Source organism: Streptomyces sp. P5F9 (genome assembly GCF_057961495.1).
In genome coordinates, this window is record NZ_JBXVPZ010000600.1 from 1 (window position 1) to 5,004 (window position 5,004).

Genomic DNA, 5,004 nt, shown 5'->3' on the forward strand with positions numbered 1-5,004 from the left:
GCCCCAACCCCACCTGCTCCAACGCCTGATGGGCCCGCGCGAGTCGCCCGCCCCGCCCGCGTTCGGGCCGCGGCCTGCGGTACGCCTCGGCCAGCATCACGTTCTCGTCGACCGTCCGGTACGGCAACAGGTGGAAGGACTGGAACACGAACCCGATGCGGCTTCCCCGCAGGGAGGTTCGTTCGAGATCGCCGAGCCCGGTGGTCTCCACCCCGTCCAGCAGATACGACCCCGCCGTGGGCCGGTCCAGCAGCCCGAGCGTGTTGAGCAGCGTCGACTTCCCCGAACCGGACGGTCCGACGATGGCCAGGTGTTCGCCACGCCGTACGGTCAAGTGGACGTCGCGCAGGGCGTGCACGGGCGGATCGGAGGGGAACGTCCGCTCCACACCGGCGAGTTGGATGACGCTATCCACGACGGCATGGACCACGGTGTCGGTCACTCGCCCACCACCACCCTCTCGCCCGCCTTCAACGCGCCCCCGACCGGCTTGACTTCGACGATCCCGGCGGCGGAGAGGCCGACGGTCACATGGACGTCGGTCACGGTGGCGCCACGCTCGACCTCGACCCGGGCCCGCCCGTCGGACGAGGTGTGGATCGCGGCCATCGGCACGGTGAGCACCTTGCCGTCCGAGGCGCCGACCTTGATGGTCACCTTCACGGCGGCCTCGGCCTCACCGGCGAGCGGCCCGGGTTCCGGGACGGTGATCCGCACCTGGACGGCGGCGGTGGAGTCGGAGGCGGAGTTCGTGTCGTCGGCGGTGGAGGGGGCCGTAGCGGAGGAGTCCGTGGCCGCTGAGGAATCGGAACCGTCTGCTACGACGTCCACCGTTCCCTGCGCCGACTTGCCGTCCGCCGTGGTCAGTTGGGCGGTCATGCCGTGGCGCAGGAGCTGGGCGTCGGTGCCGGGGACGGCCGCCTGCACCACCACGTCGGAGCTGGTCACCGTGCCGATCTGGCCGGACGGGGTGTCGCCCGTCTTCACGCTCACCTTGTCCAGCCGCGCGGGCAGCTTCGGCAGGAAGACGACCTCGCCGGCCGGGACCTTCGTACCGTAGGTGGCCTTGAAGCCGCTGAGCGCGTCGTTCGCCAAGTCGAGTGCCTTCTGGGCGGACTTGACCTGGATCTCGTGGACCTGCTTGTCCGTGCTGGACTGCGGGCTGGGGGTGCTGGACGACCCGCTCTCACTGGAACTGGCCGCCGCAGCACCGCTGTTGGTGGTGAGGAGCGCCTCCTGCGCCGCGGAGACGGCCTGTTCGAGCGAGCCGAGCTGCTGCTGATCGGTGGGGCTCGGCTCCTGGGCGTCGTACCCCTCGCTCTTGTACCAGTCGGCGACGGCGGTTGCGGTCCCCTGCCCGTACGTCCCGGTGGTGCCGCCGGGGTCGAACCCGAGGCGCTTCAAAGCTTTCTGAAGCTGTGTCACATCGTCGCCCGAAGTGCCGGGCCCCAGTGCGCGGTACATCGGTACGGAGCCGCCGAGCGCGAACACGGGACGGCCGTTGACCGTCATCAGGACGTCGCCCTCCTTGATCTTCGTACCGGCCACCGGCGCCTTGGTGACCCGCTGTTCGGCACCCTCGCCGTCCGTACCGGCGGACGTCCCGCTGCCGACCGGCCCGGCCAGCGACAACGGCCGCGGTGACGCGAACTCGACCGACCCGGTCGCCACGACACTCGCGGTGAGCGACTGCCGTACGACGGCGACCGTCACGGGCCCGGCCTTCGGTTCCTGGTGCGCGGCGGCGGCGTCCGCGGGCGACTGCACCTGCGTACCGGCGAACCACCCACCCGCCCCGACCAGCACGACCGCCGAGACAACGACCCCAAGTCGCCTACGACCGCTGCCGATACGGCTCGTTCCGTCGTTTCCCGGGCGGCTCATCCGTTCTCCCCGTAGTAGGGCTTGGCCTTCTCCTTGGGGAAGTACGCGGCGCGGAACTTCTTGCCGCACTCCAGGTCCTTGAGGGCGATGCCGATGTCCTTGTTGAGGCGGGGCAGCGCGTCGTCCTTGCTCAACGACATGAAGTTCTCCGGCAGTTGGCGGGAGATGTCGAGGCGGACCATGGAGACCATGCCGGTCGGCTGAGTAGTGCTGACGGAGATGCCCTGACCGGTCAGGCAGCTCGCGAACTGCTGAGCGAGCTGGACGAGTTGGGCGTCACCGTTGAGCGCGAGACCGTTGGCGTGGTTCTGGGCGTCGCGGGCCTTCTCCGCGTTCTTCTCGGCCGCCGCGCTGAGCGCCGGCCCGTGCGCCGCGGCCCGCCCCGTCTCCGTGCACCCGCCGATCTTCTCCTCGGCCTTGGTCTTGGCCGGGGGGCCGGTCAGCGCGATGTCGTACGCCTTCTTCTGGGCGTCGGTCAGACCGTCCTCGTCCTGGTCCTGGGGCGAGGTCCGCTCGGTCGTCGCGGCTTTGCTGAACGGGACGTCGGGGTCGTTCGGGTAGACGGCGCCGGCGTAGTACCCGAAGCCGTACTTCTGCCGGAACTGCTTCGCCCGCGCGTAGTCCTCCCCGTCGACCGCGGAGAAGGGGTCGGCCGCGGTCGAGGACTGCACGTGCGGGGTGTAGGTGAAGCCCTGCTTCTTCATGCAGACCGCGATGGCGTTCTCCTGGATGTACTCCTTCTTCGTCGCGTCGTCCACGCCATCGGGGACGGTGAGTTGGGTGGCGCCGTTGACGGTCGTCGTGGCCGCACTCGAATCCGAACTCCCGCTGCTGGACGCCGACTTGCTGTCCGAGCCGCCGCCGCAGGCGGCGAGGAGGGGGAGTAGGCCGAGGGTGAGGGCCAGGGCGGACGTACGTATTCCGGGCGCGCCAAATGTAGGCATGCTCATGCCATGTGCTCCTTCAGGGGTGATCAAGGTGTGGGTAAGGGGTGTTTCACTCAGCCGGCAATGTCCCGGTTCAGCCGCCGCCGCTTCCCTTCACGGCGTCGAAGATGCGGGGGTCGGTGGCGAGTTGGGTGAGCGGGCCCGTGCGCGGACCACCGCCGCTCCGGCCGGTGGCGGCCTCGTCGAGCCTGCCCGCGATGACCTGCACCGTCCATCCGCCCGGGGTCAGATAGGTGACACCGGTGGCCAGGGATCCGTCGGCCACGTAGTAGATCAACAGGCTGCCCGATCCGCGCTCGGTCAGGGAGCACCGGGTGATCAGGCCGTTCCACGGGGAGGCGAGCACCCGGCCGTTGCTGTCCAGGCAGGCCCGGGTCGGGTGGGCGTACGACGGGTCCGTGGCGGTCCGACTGACGCTCACATAAAGGTCGTTCACGCTGCCGTCGGCGGTGGTCATCCTGAAGTACTGGCCGGGCCGCAGGGGTTGGCGCGGTCGCTCGGCCGAGATGGTCGTGCCGGTGCCGTTCCCGGCGGAGAGGATCGACTGGACCAACTCCAGTGACGGAGACCAGACCGACGGCTGCCCGGCGGGAAGCGTCGGCGCGGGTTCCGGCCGGGGTGAGAGCAGCGCGTGCCCGCCGAGCACGATCACCCCGGCCATGACGGCGGCGCTCAGGGTCGCGCCGACCCGCCGCCGCCGACGGATCCGTCCACCGCGTGCGACGGCGCCCGGCACCAGGTCGGGCATGGGCGGTTCGACTCCGGAACCCAGCCCGCCCAGGGCATCGGCCAGTGCGGACTCGTACGCGTACCGGTCCGTCCGGTCCGTCCGGTCCATCCGGTCCGTTCGGTCCGTTCGGTCCGTCTGGTCTGTCCATTCCGTGAACTCGTCACCGGCCTTCCCGCTCATGCTCACCACTCCGCCCGCAGATAGCCGGTTCCAGTTCCCGCGCCGCCAGGTCCGAAGTCCTTGCCGGAGTCGGCCAGGATGGTGCGCAGGGTGCCGAGACCCCGGGAGGTCTGGCTCTTCACCGTGCCGACGCTGCACCCCAGCGCCGCCGCCGTGGCCTCCACGCTCTGGTCCTCCCAGAACCGCAGCACCAGCACCGCCCGCCCACGTGGCGGGAGTTGGCGTAGAGCGTCGAGCAGGGTCAGCCGCAGATCCGGATCGGAAGCGGGCGCCACCACGTCGTCCTGGTACACCCCTGTCCCCGTCCGCTCCCACCAGCGCCGCCGCCGGGTCTCGTCGATGAACGTCCGGTACAGCACCCGCCGCGCGTACCCGTCCGGCGACTCCAACTGCCGCACCCGCCGCCACACCGCGTACAGCTTCGCCAGCGCCGTCTGCGTCAGGTCCTCGGCCAAGTGCCAGTCCCCGCACAGCAGATGAGCCGTACGCCGCAGATGCGCCTGCCGACTACGAGCGAAGTCGTCGAAGTCGAGCCCGGCACCACGGGCATCACCGGCATCGGAGACGTCCTGCCAGACCGGCGTCCGGATCACAGGCCACCTCCACCCGGCACCGGCGCGGCGCGCGGTGAGAAGTACTTCATGCCTGAGGAACGGGGTGCCGGGCCACGGAGGTTGTCACGTCCCGGGAAACTTCTTCGACGACAAGCACAGCGACAACGGCGACAATGGATCACCGCACGGGACAAGCGGGACAACAGCGCGACGGGACGACCGGACAACGGGGTGGCAGTGGTGGACAGTTCGCCGAGTGAGAGACCGTCGCCGGCCGAGGTGCGCATCCGCATGGCGGTGTGGCAACGGATAACTCCCTTCCTGCCCATGGCCGTTATGACAGCGGTCCTTTTCACCACAGCCGGGACGGAGATGCCACCACCGGGCGGAGTCCTCGGCGTGGTGGCGTTCTGGGCCGTCCTGCTGTTGCTGGGCGGCGTCCTCCCCTACCGCTTCGGCATCACCCTCACCGCGTCCGCGGCAGTGGTCCACAACGTGCGTCGCCGAACCATCCCTTGGGCCGACATCCAGGCGATCCAGGTCCAGTCCACCGCGGGCATCAAGTCGATCGTCCTCCACGAGGCGAACGGCCGCAGCACCGAACTCCGGGCACCCACCACCGGATTCCTGTCCTGGGACCGCCACTTCGAGAAGAAACTCCACACCATGCAAACCTGGTGGCAGACCCACCGAGGCCCCGACTGGACCC

6 protein-coding genes are annotated in these 5,004 nt (G+C 69.8%); 1 reads left to right on the forward strand and 5 read right to left on the reverse strand.

All coding sequences use genetic code 11. The features are described 5' to 3' along the window. The 5 genes from AC31A1_RS46530 to AC31A1_RS46550 form a co-directional block, all read right to left on the reverse strand. The coding region (locus AC31A1_RS46530; protein ID WP_489659117.1) for an ABC transporter ATP-binding protein at positions 1-442 on the reverse strand (442 nt) is incomplete at its 3' end. Continuing rightward, positions 439-1,884 (reverse strand): peptidoglycan-binding protein, encoded by a 1,446-nt coding sequence (locus tag AC31A1_RS46535; RefSeq protein ID WP_489659118.1) that lies wholly within the window; start codon positions 1,882-1,884, stop codon positions 439-441. The genes AC31A1_RS46535 and AC31A1_RS46530, both read right to left, overlap by 4 nt. After that, complete coding sequence (locus AC31A1_RS46540; RefSeq protein WP_489659119.1) at positions 1,881-2,834, reverse strand: hypothetical protein; 954 nt, start codon at positions 2,832-2,834, stop codon at positions 1,881-1,883. Before AC31A1_RS46540 ends, AC31A1_RS46535 begins: the two co-directional genes overlap by 4 nt. A 70-nt stretch (positions 2,835-2,904) precedes the next feature. Further along, positions 2,905-3,741 (reverse strand): hypothetical protein, encoded by an 837-nt coding sequence (locus tag AC31A1_RS46545; RefSeq protein WP_489659120.1) that lies wholly within the window; start codon positions 3,739-3,741, stop codon positions 2,905-2,907. A 2-nt stretch (positions 3,742-3,743) separates the two neighbouring features. Then, entirely contained in the window at positions 3,744-4,334 is a 591-nt protein-coding gene (locus AC31A1_RS46550; RefSeq protein WP_489659121.1) for a SigE family RNA polymerase sigma factor, read from the reverse strand. Between the two features lie 297 nt (positions 4,335-4,631). Here AC31A1_RS46550 and AC31A1_RS46555 point away from each other — a divergent pair. After that, positions 4,632-5,004 (forward strand): hypothetical protein (locus tag AC31A1_RS46555; protein ID WP_489659122.1); only part of this gene is annotated, 373 nt, incomplete at its 3' end.